This window comes from Corynebacterium sp. UBA4397 (genome assembly GCF_002390965.1).
Classification (GTDB): domain Bacteria; phylum Actinomycetota; class Actinomycetes; order Mycobacteriales; family Mycobacteriaceae; genus Corynebacterium; species Corynebacterium flavescens.
This window is the reverse complement of the sequence record NZ_DGRD01000008.1, coordinates 111,505-128,872: the sequence shown is the minus strand read 5'-3', so window position 1 is coordinate 128,872 and position 17,368 is coordinate 111,505. Positions and strand designations below refer to the sequence as shown.

The following is a 17,368-nucleotide window of genomic DNA, read 5'->3' as shown; positions in this document are numbered from 1 at the left end:
CCATGACCGTCACGCTAAGGCATAGCCACCCAGCACAACAATCCCCAACCGCGCCCAGTAAGGAAACTGTGGATAACCCACCAGCGCCGGACGCAGTTATCCACAGCTGGGCCGCCTCGCCAGAACTTGGCAGTGCGGGAGCATGGCCATCCGGTCTATCCTGAAGGATTGGGCCCAAGCGGAGGACAACTGACCACCAAAACCACTGCACTCCAAAACCGGAAGAGCAGCTAAGCCCAAAGACCTAAAGCAAGGAAACTGCGTCGGAGGAGACGTAGAGAACTGTCTCCTTGCGCCCGTGTGCGCCAGCCGCCGGCCAGTCTACGGCGGGTGATCCATCGACGACATGCTTGACAGCCTCGGCCTTGGCTGCACCTGAGACCAAGAGCCAAATTCGATCTGAGGAGTTCACGGCGGGCAGAGTCAAAGTGATGCGCTCTGCAGGAGGTTTGGGGGAGTCATGCACGGCAACGGCAAGTTCCGTCTCCTCGCGGACAGCTGGGGAGTGCGGGAAGAGCGAGTTGATATGGCCTTCCGGACCCATACCCAAAAGATGAAGATCGAAGCCATGGGGGGCGAATTCAGCAATCTCTGCGCTATAGGCCTTGGCAGCGGCCTCCATGGCGATGGCCCCAAGATCGAAGCCGTGGATGTTGCGCTCGGGCACCCCTACGGAGTTGAGAAGCGCTAATCGTGCTTGGCCTTCATTGGAGTCCGGGTCGGTGACGGGAACGTTGCGCTCGTCGCCGAAGAAGATATGAACGCGCGTCCAGTCAATGGAAAGCGCAGGGTAATCCTCGCTCTGCTGGAGTGCGGCTTGATCGAGCCGCGCCAATTCTCGCAGGGTGCCGATTCCGGCGCCTCCCCCGGTGAGGACAACACGCGCTACTCCGTCACCGTGTAGTCCGCCCCCCGGGGATTGCAGTGCAGCAACGGTGTCGATGAATGAGAGGGCGGCGGAAGAAACCAGTTCTTCTTCATCGCTGACGCGGTGGAGAGTACCCATGGTGTGTATCGGTCCTTATCAAGATGTGGGGAGAGTGAAAACAGATGTATGAAAAGAGAAGGCGAAGAAATCTAACTGTAGTTTACGCGGCCCAAAGCCCTCAACGCCCTGGCATAGGTGTCATCGGTGTCTAGGTGACGGAGTTCCTCGGAGAGTACTTCGGCTTGGGAGCGCACGCTCAAAGACACGATCGATTCGGGGGATCCAGGCATGTCGACGCGTACCGAACGGCTGTCAATGACCTCGATGGAGATCGGTGCAGTCTTACGGTGGAATACAAGCTTGTGGATGGGGAAGCAGGCGCTGCAGTCCTTCTCCGAGATCACGCGGTGAACTGGGACGGCGAGCCTGTCTACCAGCCAGCCGGCGGCCAAGTCGGCAGCGGGGCTGGCGGCAGGACCAGAAATCTCCACGGAATCGACGGCCTCATGCGGGTGGCGGTCAAGTGCGGAGGCAACAATTCCGCGCCACAGCGTGATGGACGCCCACGTCATATCGGAATCGCCGGGGGCGTATCCGGAGGAAAGCTGATAGAGTGCCGTGCGATCTGCAGACTCGTCGTGGGCAACGTTCGTAATACGCCGTTGCGCCAGCGTGCCGACTGGGTGCTCGGAGGGCCGCGGCGGGCAGGCAATAGGCCACCACGCAACGATGGGAGTATCCGGCAATAGTAACGGGGTCAGAACGGCTTCTGCCTGATTCGCCAGCTTGCCCTGCAAAAGCATCACCACCATCTCGGAGGCGCCGGCTTCACCGCCGACGCGCAACTGCGCATCGAGCTTGGTAGCAGCCTCGGGATCACCCGAGACCACAACGAGTACGCGGGAGGGGTGCTCGTGGGAGGCATCGCGCACGGAGGAGAGGATGGCCTCGAGATCGTCACCTTCTTGGGACACGACGATGAGGGTGAGGACTCGGCCGGTGGTCAGGGTATAGTGCTCCTGAGCATCCACCAGCTTCTTGGAGATACTGCGGGTCGTGGTATCTGGCAGCGGAATAATCATCTGCTCTAGTTCTCTCCTTTAAGGCCGACGCCAGGTGTGTCCCCGGCGTCGCAGCATCGTGTCTGCGGATTCGGGGCCCCAGGTGCCGGCCGGATATTCTTCCGGCTGACCAGCTTGGGCCCAGTAGTTGATGATGGGATCGAGGATAGACCACGACAACTCCACCTCTTCGTTGGTGGGGAAGAGGGAGGACTCATCCAAAAGAGCATCCAAGATGAGGCGCTCATATGCCTCCGGGGACTCTTCAGTGAAAGCCTCGGCATAAGCAAAGTCCATGTTGACGTCCCGCACCTCCATGGTGGAGCCGGGAACCTTGGAGCCAAAGCGCATGGTTACGCCCTCATCCGGCTGCACTCGAATAACCACCGCGTTGTGGCCAAGGGCCTCGGTCTCACCGTTATCGAAGGGCTGATGCGGTGCGGCTTTGAAAACGAGCGCGATCTCCGTCACGCGCCGGCCTAAGCGTTTACCCGTGCGCAGATAGAAGGGAACCCCACCCCAGCGCCGCGAGTTGACCTCTAAGGTGCATGCTGCGTAAGTCTCAGTCGTGGAAGCGGGATCGAAGCCGTCTTCCTCGCGCAGGCCCTTCACATATTCCGAACCCTGCCAGCCCGCCGAGTATTGACCGCGAGCGGTGGTCTTGTTCAACGGATGAACTGCATGCGTTGTGCGCAAGACCTTGATCTTCTCGGCCTGCAAAGCCTCTGGCTGGAAGGAGGATGGCTCCTCCATGGCTACTAGGGCTAGGAGCTGCAGAAGGTGGTTCTGGATCACGTCTCGCGCGGCGCCGATTCCGTCGTAGTATCCGGCACGCCCTCCGAGGCCGATGTCCTCCGCCATGGTGATCTGGACGTGGTCGATGTAGTGAGCGTTCCACATGGGCTCGAAGATCTGGTTAGCGAAGCGCAGTGCCAGGATATTCTGAACCGTTTCCTTGCCCAAATAGTGGTCGATGCGGAAGACCGAGGACTCGGGGAACACCGCGTTGACTATCTCGTTGAGCTTGCGCGCGGATTCCTGATCGTGGCCGAAGGGCTTTTCAATGATGACGCGGCGCCAAGAGTCAGCAACACTGTTGCTCATGCCTACTCTTTCGAGCTGGTGGCAAATATTGGAGAAGAACTCTGGGGGAACTGAAAGATAATAAGCCCAGTTTCCACCGGTGCCGCGCAGGGTATCTAGTTCCCCAAGGCGCGCGGAGAGGCAGTCAAAGCCCTCGTCATCGAAAGCGCCACGGACGAACTCGATACCGCGGGCAAGGTGCTCCCAGACATCCGCACTGAACTTCGTGCGCGAACCGGATTTCACGGCATCGAGGACGTAGTCTGCGAAAGCGGCATTACTCCAGTCCCGACGACCGTAACCTACTAGGGTAAAACCTGCGGGAAGCAGCCCGCGGTTGGCCAAGTCATAGATGGCGGGCAAGAGCTTCTTGTATGCCAAATCACCGGTCACGCCGAAGATGACCATGCCCGAGGGACCGGCGATTCGAGGCAGGCGCTTGTCTTTGGCGTTGCGCAAAGGGTTGACCCAGGCGCTTGATTCCGTCACGAAATATCCTTTCGCAGGTGCGTAAAGTAAGTCCAGCAGCCTATTCTAGCGACAGCAGCCCCGTCGAGGTTACTCGACGGGGCATAAACGGCGGCTGCTAAAGAGCCGCGGATGCTGAAGGCGCTGAAGAAGCTAGGATAGGCGGGCCTGAATGGACTCGAGCAGTTCCTGCCAAGCGGCAACGAACTTGTCGACGCCCTCTTGCTCAAGCACCGCAAAAACCTCCGCAAAGTCAATCCCCGCAGCCGCTACAGCTGCAAGAATGTCCTCGGCGCCGGACTGAGAACCGGTGAGCGTATCCCCGTGCAATCCGCCTTCGACGAGTACGGCGTCGATGGTTTTCTCCGGCATAGTGTTGACCGTGTGCGGGCCGGCAAGCTCCGTGACATACAAGGTAGAGGGGTAGTCAGGATTCTTCACACCAGTCGATGCCCATAGTGGGCGCTGGGGGTTTGCCCCAGCCGGAAGCCCTGAGTCCTCCCCGAACTGCTCGAGGAAGACGCCGTATGCGCGCTGTGCGTTGGCCACACCGGACTTTCCGCGCAGGGCCAGAGCCTCGGCGCTGCCGATCTCCTCGAGCCTGCGATCTACCTCGGTGTCGAGGCGGGAGACAAAGAAGGAAGCGACAGAGTGGATCGTGGATACATCATGTCCATTTTCCGCAGCGCGCTTGATGCCATGCTTGAAAGTCGCGATGACATCTTCGTAGCGTGCCACCGAGAAAATGAGGGTGACGTTGACCGAGATTCCGTCAGCGAGGGCGTCAGCGATGGCGGGCAGGGAACCGGTGGTAGCTGGGATCTTGATCATGAGGTTGGGACGATCCACCGTGGACCACAGCTCGCGGGCCTGTGCCAGCGTAGCTGCGGCATCATCGGACAGGCGGGGGTCAACCTCGATGGATACGCGGCCATCTTGGCCATTGCTTGCGCGGTAAATGTCTGCGAAAACGTCGCAGGCATCTCGAACATCTGCGACAGCCAGCGAATAAACCGCGGCATCAGCTTGTGCCCCGGCTGCTTTAAGCTTGGCGATGTCCTCATCGTAGGCCGTTCCTTGAGACATTGCGGAGGCAAAAATGGCCGGGTTGGTGGTAACTCCGACGATGGACTTGGTGCCAATGATCTCCTGGAGGTTACCGGACTGGAGGCGGTCGCGGGAGAGATCATCGAGCCAGGTGGAAGTGCCGAGTTGGGCGAGCTCGTCGATTGCGGTCATGTAGAAAACTCCTTGTCAGATTTCTTGACTGTTACTTGACTAAACCTCGGTTCTCGTTCCCTATGGAAGCGAGAACCGAGGTGAGACTGGTTAAAGCGAAGCGAGAGAATCCTTGGCTGCGGCGACAACGGCGTCGACGGTGAAGCCAAACTTCTCGAAGAGCTCGGCAGCCGGTGCAGAAGCACCGTAGTGCTCGAGGGAGACGTTGCGGCCGAAGGAGCCGGTGTACTTGAACCACGGCATGGCGATGGCGGCCTCGATAGATACGCGTGCCTGAACGCTGGCGGGGAGGACGGACTCCTTGTACTCAGCGTCCTGAGCATCGAACCACTCCAGGCAAGGGGCGGAGACTACGCGAGCCGCAGTCCCGGCAGCCTCGAGCTGCTCGGCGGCCTCTACAGCCCGTTGAACCTCAGAACCGGTGGCCAACAAGATAACGTCTGGGGTTTCCTTGGAGCCTTCTACCAATACGTAGGCGCCGCGGCGCACGCCCTCATGGGCCTTTTCCTTGGTGCCCTCGAGCACGGGGAGGTTCTGGCGAGAAAGCGCCAAGCCCTTCGGAGCGGCGGGTGCCTCAAGTGCTGCGGCCCAAGCCTGAGCTGTCTCGTTTGCATCAGCGGGGCGAATGACGGCCAAGTTGGGGATTGCACGCAATGCAGCAAGGGTCTCCACCGGCTGGTGGGTAGGTCCATCCTCACCCAATCCGATCGAGTCATGCGTCCAGACATAGTAGGTGTCCGTGGACATTAGGGCGCCGAGACGCACGGCGGGGTACTGGTACTCGGAGAAAATGAGGAAGGTGCCACCGTAGACGCGGGTGCCGCCGTGGAGCGCGATGCCGTTCATGATGGCAGCCATAGCGTGCTCGCGGATGCCGAAGTGGAGGTTGCGGCCGTAGGGCTGCGCCGACCAAGCACCGGTGGAGATCGAGTTGGGGCCGAAGGAATCCGCGCCCTTGATCACGGTGTTATTGGAGCCAGCCAAGTCAGCCGAGCCACCCCAGAGCTCTGGCAGGGTAGCAGCGAGCGCCTGGATGGCGGCCTCGGAGGCCTTGCGGGTTGCTACGGAGTCTCCGGCATCCCATACCGGCAGTTGCGCCGCGAAGTCAGCTGGGAGCTCGCGAGCGCTGAGGCGATCGAAGAGAGCTTTATTTTCTGGGTTCGCGGCAGCCCACGCATCGAACTTCTCCTGCCAGGCGGCGTGGCTACGGGCGCCCCGCTCGACGAGCTGGCGCGTGTGGGAAATAACTTCCTCATCGATATGGAAGTTCTCTTCCGGATTGAAGCCGAGAACTTCCTTGGTGGCGGCAACCTCATCGGCGCCAAGCGCGGAACCGTGCACGCCACCGGTGTTCATCTTATTAGGGGCGGGGTAGCCGATGACGGTCTTGACGCGAATGAAAGAGGGGCGAGTGGTTTCTGCCTTGGCGGCGGAAACGGCCTCCTCGATCGCCACGACATCCTCGCCGGACTCGACGGTCTGCACGTGCCAACCGTAGGCTTCGTAGCGCTTGGCGACGTCCTCGTTGAAGGCAATGTTGGTGTCATCCTCAATGGAGATGCGGTTATCATCCCAGAACACGATGAGGTTGCCCAGTTGCTGGGTGCCTGCCAGTGAGGATGCTTCACCGGTGACGCCCTCTTGGAGGTCGCCATCAGAGGCAATGACGTAGACAAAGTGATCGAAAGGGGACTCGCCCGCTGGGGACTGGGGATCAAAAAGGCCGCGCTCGCGGCGAGCCGCCATGGACATTCCAACAGCGGTGGCTAGGCCTTGGCCGAGCGGACCGGTGGTGGTCTCTACACCATCGGTGTGGTGTACCTCGGGGTGTCCCGGGGTCTTAGAACCCCACGTGCGCAGGTTCTCAAGATCTTCCATCTCGAGACCGAAGCCACCCAAGTAGAGCTGAATGTACTGCGTGAGCGAAGAGTGACCCACCGAGAGGACGAAGCGGTCTCGTCCCGCCCAGTGCACGTCATGGGGATCGTGGTTGAGCACGCGCTGGTAGAGCGTGTACGCCAGCGGAGCCAAAGACATAGCGGTACCCGGGTGGCCGGAACCGCAATTCTGCACCGCATCGGCCGCGAGAATGCGGACTGTGTCCACAGCGCGGGTGTCCGTATCGGTCCAATCTGCCGGATAACGGCGCTCGACCATTGCCTGCAGTTCTTCGGGCAGCTTTACTTGCGACACAGTGGAAAGCCTCACTTACGACGTTGAGATGTAACTTGACTCCATCAGTCTAGTATTAGTCTCGGACATTTTGTGACACCTCGGGTGGATTATAGAATCGGCGCCTGAAAACTGTAGGCTGGCATGGTTAAGAATTGGTCGTAGATAGCGGGGAACTTTTCCGAGCGCGCGACCGACTACTCCAGCAGGCCCTTATTTTATGTGGCCTTGCCTAACCCCTGTGTCCAGATTTTGGAGGAATATCCTTGGAGACTCTCAAGGCCTATATTGCGCTAACGAAGCCAAGGATTATTGAGCTTCTACTCGTTGCCGCAATTCCGGCCATGCTCCAGGCTCAACGCGGCTTCGAGGCCGTCTCTGACAACTTCTGGCTCATTCTCTCCACCATCTTCGGCGGTTGGATGGGTGCTGCTGCGGCCCATACCTTTAATAATGTCGTTGACTATGAGATCGACCAGAAGATGCAGCGCACGCGTGCTAGGCCCTTGGTTAGGGCCACCATTTCGCGGCGTAATGCGGCGATCTTCGCCTGTGTCATGCTGGCGCTTTCCGTGTTCTGGCTCGGTGTCATCGCGCACTCGTGGTTGGCGGCATTCTTCGTCCTGCTTACGAACTTCTTCTACGTGGTGGTTTATACCAAGTTCTTGAAGATGCGCAATTCCCAGAACATTGTCTGGGGCGGTCTAGCCGGCTGCATGCCAGCGATGGTCGGTTGGGCGGTCATTCGTGACAACGCGCCCGATGCAGAGCCCGACCGCTGGTGGCAAGCGGTAGTCCTGTTCCTCATTATCTTCTTCTGGACTCCGCCTCACACGTGGGCTCTCGCGATGAAGTATAAGGAAGACTACCGCAAGGCTAACGTTCCCATGTTGCCTGTGGTTGCACCAGAATCCGAGGTTACCAGGCAGATCGTCTGGTACACCGTCGGAACCGTTATCGTGACTTTCCTCATCATCCCCGCCGCTTCGTGGATTTACCTCGTGGCAGCAGTGACCTCGGGGGCCGTATTCCTGTGGATGGCAATTGCGCTGAACAAGGGCGTGCGCAATGGCGCAAAGGTCAAGCCCATGCGCCTGTTCATCTTCTCCAACAACTACCTGTCCGTGCTCTTTATCGGGCTGTCCATCGACGCGGTGGTCGGCTGGGAGCCTATCGGGCAGATGCTCGGTTGGTCTAGCGCTCTGTTCTAGGCCTCGCTCTAATCCTCGCGCACGCGCAGCACGATGGAGCCGGTGGTCTTGCGCGACTGCAAGTCGCTGTGAGCCTGAGCCGCATCCGCGAGCGGGTAGCTGGCGCTGATGTCGAACTTCAGATCGCCATCATTCACCGCCTGCACGACGGCCTGGGCGCGCATCTGGAACTCGCCCGGCTCTGCCGTCCACGCGCCGAGAGAGGGGCGGGTAAGGAAGATTGAGCCGTGCTTGTTGAGCAGCTGCGGATCAAAGGGCGGAACAGGTCCGCTGGCGGCACCGAATAGAGCCACCGTGCCGCGTGCACGGACTGCTTCGAGTGATTCGTTGAAGGTATCTTTGCCCACGCCGTCATAGACCACGTCGACTCCGCGTCCCTTGTTATAGCGCCGAACTTGCTCAGCCAGGCTGGAGCTATAGCGGAATACGTGATCTGCGCCAGCAGCGTAAGCGAGCTCTTCCTTCTTGTCCGTGGAGACCACCGAATAGACAGTGGCGCCGAGGGACTTTGCCATCTGGGTAAGGATGAGGCCCACGCCGCCGGAGCCCGCGGTGATAAGGCAGGTGCTGCCGGCTTGGAGCTTATAGACGCCGTGACTCAAGTAGTGAGCCGTCATTCCCTGCAGCAGCATGGAACCGGCCACCTCGGGGGAGAAGCCTTCGGGCACTGCAACGAGCCGCTCGCGGTCCACGCAGACCTTTTCGGCATAAGAGCCGAAGGCACTATCCCACGCGACCATGGTTCCCTCCGCGATCTCGCCCTGCGGATCGTGAGCCACTCGCCCGGTGCCCTCGAGGCCCGGGATGAAGGGCGTGGCGGCGTGATAGGTGCCGTCACGGTAGTAGGTGTCGATGTAGTTGACGCCCGCAACCACGACATCGACAAGCACCTGATTGTGGTTGGGCTGCGGATCGGGGACCTCGGTGTACTCCAAGACCTCGGGACCGCCTGTTTGTTTCACCTGGATTGCATGCATGGACCCCATGCTAACCCAGGAGTAGACCTTGGTGGCGAGATTTAATAAACCAGTACTCTTCGGCACGCAAAAGCTCCCAGCACTTTCTCGATGCGGGGGCGGGCAGTAGGACGGAAGTCTCTAGCGCTGCGCTAATTCGTGTTGGCGCTGCTCGTACTTCTCGTCGCCGGAAACGGAACCGGTGACCAAGCCTTCGGTTGCTCCCTGGCGGCGGATGCCATGGGCCCACAGCAGGGAGGTAAAGGCCGTAACCACGGATGACATGGCAATGTGGATGGGCACGGTCCAACGCGGGATGTGCAGATAGAACTGGCCTACGCCAATGCCCCATTGCACCAAGATGCAGGCAATGAGTACCCACCCGGCCTTTTTGACTGCCGGCGGGCAATTGTTGCGGTAGAGCATGAATACGACGATGACGGTGAAGATGAGGTAGACGTACATGCACATGGCGTGGGCCACGGCCATGGTTTGCGTGTCGACGTCGAGACGGCCTTCCATGCCGACCCCACCATCGCCGGAGTGAACGCCCGAGCCTGTGACCATGGTTCCGGTTATGAGGACCACGCCCAAAGCGATGGTGGCGATGGTGGCCAGCACCCGAATTGCCTGCGGGAAGACGCGCGTGGGTTCACCTTCATCAGGTTCGAGGAGGCGAGAGTAGAGCAATGCGGCAATCCACACGAGGACCATCGAGGGAAGGAAGTGTATGGCGACGGCCCACCAGCGTAGTTCGAGGAATACCGAGATAGCGCCGATGACGGCCTGCACTGCAATTCCGGCCAAGGAAAGCCACGCGTAGACCTTAAGCTCTCGGCGTCTCCGAGCCATGTGCACAGCAACGATGGCCGCCACCGCCGCGGCGCCCACCACGAAGGTGAGGAGACGGTTTCCAAATTCAATGGCTTGGTGGATGAGGGGGGCAGCGCCCTCCAAGGGGACCAAGGAGCCGGGGTGACACTCGGGCCACGTGATGCACCCCAACCCCGAGCCGGTCACGCGCACGATGGCCCCGGAGACGGTGATGCCTCCTTGGCACAGCAGCAGGATGAGAACAATCAGGCGCTGATTTTTCAGCGTCGGGGCCGCTTCGCGGAAAAAGGTCTTCACTTTGCTCCAAAGATTCACGAGGAGAATCCTACTAGTGCGGTGGACAGGACCCCAATATACGCAGCGGTGAAAGCGCGCAAGCGGAGAAAAGTCACATTTAGCCCTCGAAACGGAACCATCGCACCGCTGCAAACGACGCCAGTGTGGTCCACCCGATGAGAACCAGTATTTCCATTCCCGGGAACACGCCGTCGATGGCGTCGGCTAAGCCCCCTGCCAGCGCCACGGTGGGGACGAGCGTGAGAAGTCCGTCGTTTCCCAGCCCGTGGCTGTAGAGCACCCAGCCCACGACGCCAAGCAGGACGAACCAAATGAGGTTGGCTAGGGCGAGGACTATCTCAGAACTGAGCGTTCCACCCAATAGCAGGCCCAAAGCGGTGAAGGTAGAAACTCCCAAGATAAGCACCAAAGCCATGACCAGTATGGACTCGAGGTTTAGCCTTAGGCCAAAGACTGCGGCGACGGCCCCGAGGATGACCACCTGGGCGCAGACCATGGAGAATACGGCGATGATTTTTCCCGCGATGATGCCCCAGGCAGGGACGCCAGAAGCGCCCACTCTCTTGAGAGCGCCATAACGCCTGTCGAAGGCAAGGGAAATGGCCTGGCCTGTAAAGCCCGCCGAGGTGGCGGCGACCGCAAGCACCATGGGGAATACCTCGTGGAGGCCATGCCCGGTGGTGCTCTCGAGGCGCTCAGCGCCGATAAGAATGGCAAGAGGGATGATAATGCTGAGCAGCTGTTGCTCGCCGTGGCGCAGCATCAGTTTGGATTCCATGGCTCCCTGCACTCGTGCCATTGCCCACGGCGTAGAGCGCTGGGGATCTGGACTGAAGACGCCGGGCTTAAAAGTTGTACTCATGGTGTGGGGTCTCCTTAGCTGCGCAGTTCTCGTCCGGTGAGATCGAGAAAAACGTCTTCGAGGTTGCGGTGTGCCGAATCGAGGCGCCGGATCATCACCCGTTGCTGGGCCAAGTCTGCGCACAAGCTCGCGATGACTTCGGGCGTGGGCGGGGCATCGAGCCGATAATGCAGCGGCGAGGTAGCGTGCGCCGAATCTCGCAGCTTAGAAAGATCTACCTCGGTGGCAGTCTCGAATGTCAGCGAAGGGTTGTCTGTTGCCCGAACCAGTTCTGCGGGGCTGCCTGCTGCGACTACTTGGCCGTGATCGATGATGATGATATGGTCCGCAAGCGCTTCTGCCTCGTCCATGAGATGCGTGGTCAAGATAGTGGTCACGCCATCGCGGCGTAGAGCGCGAATGAGATCCCACACCGCCAGCCGCGACTGCGCATCCATGCCGGCGGTAGGCTCATCGAGAAAAACTAGCTCAGGCCGACCAATTATCGCTAGGGCGAGGGAGAGACGCTGTTGCTGGCCTCCGGAGAGCCGGCGATAGGAATTTTTGGCTACTCCTTGCAGCCCGAGCACCTCTATGAGCCAATCAGGGTCAAGGGGGTTGCGGCTGTACTTGGCACTGAGCTGGAGCATCTCGCAGACGCGAATCCCAGAATAGGAGCCGCCACCTTGCAGCATGATGCCGACTCGCTCGCGCACTCTAACCGGCTCGGCGGCTGGGTCCAAGCCGAGTACGCGGATGCTACCGGAAGTGGGACGGGTAAATCCCTCGCACATGTCGATGGTGGTGGTTTTGCCAGCGCCATTAGGTCCCAAGAGGCAAAAGACCTCTCCCTGCGAGACTCGAAGGCTCAGGCCATTAACGGCGGTTGTAGAACCGAAGTTCTTAAACACGTCCTCGAGGACGAGGGCTCCATCGAAAGTTGCATTCACGAGGGTCTAGTTTAGGACACTAACCCGCGCGCGACGTAATGCCACCCACCAGGCTAGACAAACCACGGCAAAAGATAGCGCCGCGGCAATGTAGATGGCGACAACCGTGGAGGGGGGAAGCCCCAGTCCACGGGGCAGGACAAAGAAGCTCATGGCAGCCGAATACACCACGACCGTAAAGCGGAAGATGAGGCGATTGGCCCACGCGGCCAAGGGCAGGACGGCCCAAAGGATGTACCAGGGATGAACCACCGGGAAGAAGATGACCATGACGAGCATGGAAATCCCCAGACCGCCAACTGGATGGATAGAGCCCCGGAAGGTGGCAAAGAGCATTCGCGTCATGAAGGCCACGGCGATGAGGACCCCGACGCCGCGTGTAACCGACAGGATTGCATCGGTGTGATCGCCGAGGCCTAGAAGCATCCCCACCAAGCCAGCCCCGACGCCTACCGCGGTAGACATCGACAGCCAGGATCGAACGGTTGCTGCGCCGCCCTGTCCGGATATCCAGCCAATATCGATGCCCGTTACCAGGGTGACGATGGCGATGGATATAAGCAGTGCTGCCAGTTGTGCCGCGATAGCTGCAGCGATTGCTTTCCAGGCTGGCCAGCTGTAGCGCAGGCGGAGGCGTCGAGCCAGAGCCATTCCCACGAAACCCAGGGGAATGAAACCGGTGACTTTGACCATTCCCGCACAGGAGATAAGAAAGCCGGAAGCGAGTAAAAGCGGCAAGAACTGCCGCGTGCTCAGCCGATCGATGCCACGCAGGCCCAGCTCCATCCCCACGAGTCCGAGCCCCATCATGATGGCCTCGTTGTGAATGCCCCCGACGAGGTGGAGCGTGGTCAATGGATTGAGAATTCCGAGCCACAGGGCGGAGGCGGGGGAGACACGGCAGCGCTGTGCGAGGCGAGTCATGGCCCAGCCCCCGGCCACGATACCCAGCAAAGAGAGCAAACGGTGGGCAATGACACCGATCACGATGGAATTATCGGTGGCGATGCTCACCACCGCGGCCAGTCCCAGTGCGACCGGCCCGTAGGGAGAAGTGGAGTTAGCCCAGATGAAGGGGACAGAACGGGCGAGCTGATCATCGGCGCCGAGCAATTGGACAGGCCCCGCGGAATAGGGGTCCATTCCTTGCGCTACTACAGAACCATTGGCCAGGTAGGAGTAGATGTCTTGGGTAAAGAGGGGGGCGGTCAGGATGAGGGGAATCACCCAACAAGCCCACGTGCGCCATAGCTGCCCAGAGGTAACCAGGCGATGGGGGCGCGTGACGACGCCGCTGGGGCTCACGCGACCGCGTAATGGGGTACCTACGAAGGGGGCAAGGAATACCCAGGCCACAACCAAGAGTCCGGCGCCGACCATGACCAGTGCCGAGGAAGACTGCAGCATGCGAGACATCAAAGAACCGAAGGGAATGTTGTCATAAGGATTGCCCACAACCGGTAGCGCCCCGGCGCCCAAGGCTCCGAAGGCGATGAGGAGGGATCCCACGGTGCCTGCCCACCTGAGGACAAAGAAAGTGCGCAGATTTGCCAGAGTTGCGTGTTGGGTTCCTCCCGGACCGCTGGGCAAGAAATCGAAGCGGGCATCGGTGCGGCGTTGGGCGGTGGCGTCAGCGTGCAGAAGCGCTGAGCGAGATCCGGCAGGGCCTAGACGGGGGAATTGCCCAAGCACTCCGTCGAGGAAGGTGCCGATTCGCTGTTTCATGGATTATCACCTTAGCTTCTCAATCTGTTCGATACCTCACCTTAGAGTTCTGCGGTGCCGCACTAGGGCTATGACCAGTGCCGGTTGCCGTGAGGAATGAATTAGGGAACACTAGTGTTGTCTAAAACATAGATGTTTTCCCGGAAAGCACTTTTCGGGTCTGCTTGATCATTTAAAGAAGGAGGTGCACATCCTATGGCCACTCGACCTAATAAAGCCGGGGTTCATGTTGAGTCTCAGCTGAATCAAGATATTGAATCCGCTTCTGATAGCTCGAAGGAAACCAGAACCGCGGAGGGCGATACCCGCCGGCAAGTGATGCTCCTCTTGCTCAAGGACGGACCCGTCACGGCTTCCTATCTTGGGGAGCGTCTTGGCCTGTCGGCCGCCGGCATTCGTCGGCACTTAGACATCCTGGTGGAAGAAGGTTTGACCGAGGTTGTTCGAAAGCGGCCACAGACTCGCTCCGGCGAGTCCGCCGGCCGTGGACGCCCCGCAAAACACTTTCGCCTCACTGATCGGGGGCGGGCGCACTTTGGCCACGCTTACGATGAGCTCGCATCCGAAGCGCTCGATGCCTTGCGCGAGGCAGGCGGTTCGGAGGCAGTTAAACGTTTTGCCAAGGCACGTTTCCAGCGGCTCGTCGCGGATGTAGATCCGCTGGTGGGCCCGGAGGAAAGTGTTGACGAGGTAGCGCAGAGACTGGCCGAGGTTCTGGATGAACACGGCTACGCCGCCACCGTCAATAAAGCCGGGCAAGGCGTACAAATCTGCCAGCATCATTGCCCGGTGGCGCATGTCGCCGCCGAGCACCCTGAGCTTTGTGAGGCGGAACAGGAAGTCTTCTCCTCCCTGTTAGGCACACATGTGCAGCCCTTGGCCTCTATCGCAGAAGGCCATGGAATCTGCACGACGAACATCCCCTTGACACCAATCAAAAGCAACAGCGAAAGGAGCGGGTTCTGATGACACAGGCACAACCAGCACCAAAGCTTGAAACCAAGATGACCGATGAGGAAATTATCTCCTCCATGGGTGGCTACAGCTATGGCTGGCACGATTCCGACGAGGCCGGCCAAGCAGCCCACCGTGGCCTGAGTGAGGACGTCGTTCGCGATATTTCCTCTAAGAAGAATGAGCCGGAATGGATGCTAGAGTCCCGTCTCAAGGCTCTGCGCATCTTTAACAAGAAGCCGGTACCAACCTGGGGTCCGGATCTCTCGGACATCGACTTCGATCACATCAAGTACTTTGTTCGATCCACGGAGAAGCAGGCTAAGACGTGGGACGATCTTCCTGCTGACATCAAGGAAACTTACGATAAGCTCGGCATCCCAGATGCGGAGAAGAAGCGCCTCGTCTCTGGCGTTGCTGCGCAGTACGAGTCCGAGGTTGTCTACCACAAGATCCGCGAGGATCTGGAGGCTCAGGGCGTCATCTTCGTAGACACGGACACTGCCGTGCGTGAATACCCGGAGATCCTCCAGGAGTACTTCGGCACCGTCATCCCCGCTGGAGACAACAAGTTCTCCTCGCTGAATAACGCCTGCTGGTCAGGCGGATCCTTCGTCTACGTCCCCAAGGGCGTGCACGTCGATATCCCTCTGCAGGCTTATTTCCGTATCAACACGGAGAACATGGGTCAGTTCGAGCGCACCCTCATCATCGTCGAAGAGGATGCCTACGTTCACTACATCGAGGGCTGCACCGCTCCTATCTACGATTCAGACTCGCTGCACACTGGTGTCATCGAGATCGTGGTCAAGAAGGGCGGCCGTTGCCGCTACACCACCATCCAGAACTGGTCCACCAACGTCTATAACCTGGTTACTCAGCGCGCCAAGGTAGAAGAGGGCGGCACCATGGAATGGGTTGATGGCAACATCGGCTCCAAGGTGACCATGAAGTATCCTTCCGTCTGGCTGCTGGGCGAGCACGCCAAGGGCGAGGTTCTTTCCCTGGCTTTTGCCGGCGAGGGCCAGGTGCAAGACACCGGTTCGAAGATGGTGCACATGGCGCCGCGAACATCTTCGAATATCGTGTCCAAGTCGGTCGCCCGCAATGGTGGGCGCGCCGCCTACCGCGGGCTCGTACAGGTCAACCACAATGCCCCGCATTCGACCGCAAATGTCGAGTGTGACGCGCTTTTGGTCGACAACAACTCCCGCTCGGACACCTACCCCTATAACGACATCCGTAACGAGTACGTGACTCTCGGACACGAGGCCACGGTCTCGCAGCTTTCTGAGGAGCAGTTGTTCTACCTCATGTCGCGAGGAATCGCGCAGGAGGAAGCCATGGCCATGATCGTGCGCGGCTTCGTCGAGCCGATCGCGAAAGAAATTCCCATGGAATACGCGCTCGAACTCAACCGCCTTATCGAACTGCAGATGGAAGGATCGGTGGGCTAAGTGGTAGCCACCAATGAATTTAACCCGGCTGATGTCACCAAGGGTGACCAGTTCACGTCCTTTAACGTCGAGGATTTTCCCGTTCCTCGCGGACGCGACGAGGTATGGCGCTTTATCGCGCTGCGAAACCTCCGCGGGCTGCACAACGGGGAGTTTGCCCCTGTTGTTGCTCAAAAGATTTCCGTTACTACGCCCGCTGGGGTGACCTCGGAAACCATATCTCCGGATGACTCTCGTCTAGGGACTGCGGGAGCACCGGCAGATCGCGTCGCCGCTCAGGCATGGGATTCCATGCCTGAGGCGCAGCTGGTCACCATCGCACCCGAGGCACAGCTCGAGCAGCCGGTGGAGATCACCATCACCGGCGCGGGTCAGGATGTCACCTCTTTTGGTGCCACCTCCATCCAGGTGGGCCATCACGCCGAGGCCACCGTGGTGCTCAAGTACGTCGGTTCCGGCACGCATGCAGACAATGTGGAGTTCCTCGTCGGGGATGGCGCCCACCTCACCGTCATCGTGGATGCGGACTGGGACAGCGATGCAGTCCACCTCTCGCACCAAATCGTGCAGATGGGCCGTGACTCCGTACTGCGCCACAACAGCGCGGTATTCGGCGGGGAGATGGTCCGTATTGTGCCCCGCGTGGTGTTTTCTGCTCCCGGCGGAGACGCGGAGCTTCTCGGTGTCTACTTCGCTGATGCGGGGCAGTACTTCGAAAACCGTCTTCTGGTCGATCACTCGGTCCCGAACTGCCGCTCCCGGGTGTTTTATAAGGGCGCGCTGCAGGGCCAAACAGCTGCGTCCGCTGTGGAAGGACGCCGCTCCCCAGAGGCTCGTACCTGCTGGGTGGGTGACGTGTTGATCCGCAAAAATGCGACCAACACAGACACCTACGAGACCAACAACAACCTCATTCTTAGCGACGGCGCACGCGCGGACGCCATTCCAAACCTCGAGATTCAGACGGGTGAAATCGTCGGCGCAGGCCACGCGGCCACTGTTGGACGTTTCGACGATCTAGAAGTCTTCTACCTGATGTCCCGTGGCATCCCCGCCGCCGAGGCACGTCGACTCATTATCCGTGGATTCTTCTCCGAGGTCATCTCTCGGATCCCTGTTGAGTCCTTGCGTGAGGATCTGGAATCCCGCGTCACCGACGAGCTCGAAAAAATTAACGCTTAACATCCCCGAA

The 17,368-nt window shown here is 59.7% G+C and carries 14 protein-coding genes; 4 read left to right on the top strand and 10 right to left on the bottom strand.

The window, feature by feature from the left end:
• Nucleotides 1-244 precede the first annotated feature (244 nt).
• From pgl to tkt, 5 genes are all read right to left on the bottom strand, one after another.
• Nucleotides 245-1,006: a 6-phosphogluconolactonase gene (gene pgl / locus B2696_RS02570; RefSeq protein WP_286953760.1), complete on the bottom strand. Its 762-nt coding sequence runs from the start codon at nucleotides 1,004-1,006 to the stop codon at nucleotides 245-247.
• A gap of 71 nt (nucleotides 1,007-1,077) precedes the next feature.
• Nucleotides 1,078-2,010, bottom strand: coding sequence for a glucose-6-phosphate dehydrogenase assembly protein OpcA (locus tag B2696_RS02565; RefSeq protein WP_286953759.1), 933 nt, complete (start codon nucleotides 2,008-2,010; stop codon nucleotides 1,078-1,080).
• Between the two features lie 18 nt (nucleotides 2,011-2,028).
• On the bottom strand, nucleotides 2,029-3,561 hold the full coding sequence (gene zwf / locus B2696_RS02560; RefSeq protein ID WP_286953758.1) for a glucose-6-phosphate dehydrogenase: 1,533 nt from the start codon (nucleotides 3,559-3,561) through the stop codon (nucleotides 2,029-2,031).
• Between the two features lie 132 nt (nucleotides 3,562-3,693).
• Nucleotides 3,694-4,779, bottom strand: coding sequence for a transaldolase (tal, locus tag B2696_RS02555; RefSeq protein WP_286953757.1), 1,086 nt, complete (start codon nucleotides 4,777-4,779; stop codon nucleotides 3,694-3,696).
• Between the two features lie 90 nt (nucleotides 4,780-4,869).
• Nucleotides 4,870-6,936, bottom strand: a complete 2,067-nt coding sequence (gene tkt / locus B2696_RS02550; protein ID WP_286953765.1) for a transketolase — start codon at nucleotides 6,934-6,936, stop codon at nucleotides 4,870-4,872.
• Nucleotides 6,937-7,217: 281 nt separating this feature from the next.
• On the opposite strand from tkt, the gene B2696_RS02545 reads away from it, so the two are divergent.
• Complete coding sequence (locus B2696_RS02545) at nucleotides 7,218-8,162, top strand: heme o synthase (RefSeq protein WP_276621561.1); 945 nt, start codon at nucleotides 7,218-7,220, stop codon at nucleotides 8,160-8,162.
• Between the two features lie 8 nt (nucleotides 8,163-8,170).
• Here B2696_RS02545 and B2696_RS02540 read toward each other — a convergent pair whose 3' ends face one another.
• The 5 genes from B2696_RS02540 to mptB form a co-directional block, all read right to left on the bottom strand.
• Nucleotides 8,171-9,139 (bottom strand): quinone oxidoreductase family protein, encoded by a 969-nt coding sequence (locus tag B2696_RS02540; RefSeq protein ID WP_286953756.1) that lies wholly within the window; start codon nucleotides 9,137-9,139, stop codon nucleotides 8,171-8,173.
• A gap of 120 nt (nucleotides 9,140-9,259) precedes the next feature.
• Complete coding sequence (locus tag B2696_RS02535; RefSeq protein ID WP_286953764.1) at nucleotides 9,260-10,276, bottom strand: COX15/CtaA family protein; 1,017 nt, start codon at nucleotides 10,274-10,276, stop codon at nucleotides 9,260-9,262.
• Between the two features lie 70 nt (nucleotides 10,277-10,346).
• Nucleotides 10,347-11,111 carry an ABC transporter permease gene (locus tag B2696_RS02530; RefSeq protein ID WP_075729847.1) on the bottom strand — a complete coding sequence of 255 codons (765 nt, stop codon included), beginning with the start codon at nucleotides 11,109-11,111 and terminating at the stop codon, nucleotides 10,347-10,349.
• Nucleotides 11,112-11,125: 14 nt separating this feature from the next.
• Nucleotides 11,126-12,040 (bottom strand): ABC transporter ATP-binding protein, encoded by a 915-nt coding sequence (locus B2696_RS02525; protein ID WP_075729846.1) that lies wholly within the window; start codon nucleotides 12,038-12,040, stop codon nucleotides 11,126-11,128.
• Nucleotides 12,041-12,046: 6 nt separating this feature from the next.
• Nucleotides 12,047-13,765 carry a polyprenol phosphomannose-dependent alpha 1,6 mannosyltransferase MptB gene (gene mptB, locus B2696_RS02520; protein WP_276621557.1) on the bottom strand — a complete coding sequence of 573 codons (1,719 nt, stop codon included), beginning with the start codon at nucleotides 13,763-13,765 and terminating at the stop codon, nucleotides 12,047-12,049.
• 318 nt (nucleotides 13,766-14,083) lie between these two features.
• Here mptB and B2696_RS02515 point away from each other — a divergent pair, with 318 nt between their 5' ends.
• Genes B2696_RS02515 through sufD form a run of 3 tightly spaced genes read left to right on the top strand, consistent with a single transcriptional unit; the run spans nucleotide 14,084 to nucleotide 17,358 of the window.
• Entirely contained in the window at nucleotides 14,084-14,731 is a 648-nt protein-coding gene (locus B2696_RS02515) for a helix-turn-helix transcriptional regulator (protein WP_276621569.1), read from the top strand.
• The gene (sufB, locus tag B2696_RS02510) at nucleotides 14,731-16,176 is read left to right on the top strand and encodes a Fe-S cluster assembly protein SufB (protein WP_075729843.1); all 1,446 of its coding nucleotides are present in this window, start codon (nucleotides 14,731-14,733) and stop codon (nucleotides 16,174-16,176) included. The genes B2696_RS02515 and sufB overlap by 1 nt, the downstream gene beginning before the upstream one ends.
• Nucleotides 16,177-17,358, top strand: coding sequence for a Fe-S cluster assembly protein SufD (sufD, locus tag B2696_RS02505; protein ID WP_286953754.1), 1,182 nt, complete (start codon nucleotides 16,177-16,179; stop codon nucleotides 17,356-17,358).
• Nucleotides 17,359-17,368: the final 10 nt, after the last annotated feature.

What these genes read in the sequence shown, in the direction of transcription:
- B2696_RS02530 (WP_075729847.1), bottom strand. Translation starts at nt 11,111, where the DNA reads ATGAGTACAACTTTTAAGCCCGGCGTCTTCAGTCCAGATCCCCAGCGC.
- sufB (WP_075729843.1), top strand. Translation starts at nt 14,731, where the DNA reads ATGACACAGGCACAACCAGCACCAAAGCTTGAAACCAAGATGACCGAT.
- tkt (WP_286953765.1), bottom strand. Translation starts at nt 6,936, where the DNA reads ATGGTCGAGCGCCGTTATCCGGCAGATTGGACCGATACGGACACCCGC.
- mptB (WP_276621557.1), bottom strand. Translation starts at nt 13,765, where the DNA reads ATGAAACAGCGAATCGGCACCTTCCTCGACGGAGTGCTTGGGCAATTC.
- tal (WP_286953757.1), bottom strand. Translation starts at nt 4,779, where the DNA reads ATGACCGCAATCGACGAGCTCGCCCAACTCGGCACTTCCACCTGGCTC.
- B2696_RS02515 (WP_276621569.1), top strand. Translation starts at nt 14,084, where the DNA reads ATGCTCCTCTTGCTCAAGGACGGACCCGTCACGGCTTCCTATCTTGGG.
- pgl (WP_286953760.1), bottom strand. Translation starts at nt 1,006, where the DNA reads ATGGGTACTCTCCACCGCGTCAGCGATGAAGAAGAACTGGTTTCTTCC.
- B2696_RS02540 (WP_286953756.1), bottom strand. Translation starts at nt 9,139, where the DNA reads ATGCATGCAATCCAGGTGAAACAAACAGGCGGTCCCGAGGTCTTGGAG.
- B2696_RS02565 (WP_286953759.1), bottom strand. Translation starts at nt 2,010, where the DNA reads ATGATTATTCCGCTGCCAGATACCACGACCCGCAGTATCTCCAAGAAG.